The sequence below is a fragment of the Ochrobactrum sp. SFR4 genome, assembly GCF_019730395.1.
Taxonomy (GTDB): domain Bacteria; phylum Pseudomonadota; class Alphaproteobacteria; order Rhizobiales; family Rhizobiaceae; genus Pseudochrobactrum.
Genome location: NZ_JAAPBB010000767.1, coordinates 1 through 273, shown reverse-complemented (window position 1 = coordinate 273; position 273 = coordinate 1). Strand labels below are relative to the sequence as shown.

The following is a 273-nucleotide window of genomic DNA, read 5'->3' as shown; positions in this document are numbered from 1 at the left end:
ATCAGGCGAAGAATCTCGCCAGTCTGCCATATTCCTCGCTCCAGACTTTGCAGCAGAACGTCCAGCGCACGCAGCAGCTTCTGGCCCAGGCGCAGAACATTGCCTTCGACGTGCAGAACGTCGATCAGATGTTCCAACAGAAATACGGCAAGGTTTCGCTATCCGCGACCGACGCCCAGCTCGTCGCCGATGCACGGTCCCGTTGGCAGAATACGGTCGGCGGCTTGCAGGACGCCATGCGCGTGCAGGCCGGTGTCGTCGGAAATATTGACA

General features: G+C 59.3%; 1 protein-coding gene. It reads left to right on the top strand.

Annotated elements, in window-relative coordinates; genetic code table 11:
• On the top strand, positions 1-273 hold a 273-nt coding region (locus HBA93_RS21160; RefSeq protein ID WP_502910168.1), incomplete at both ends, for a TrbJ/VirB5 family protein.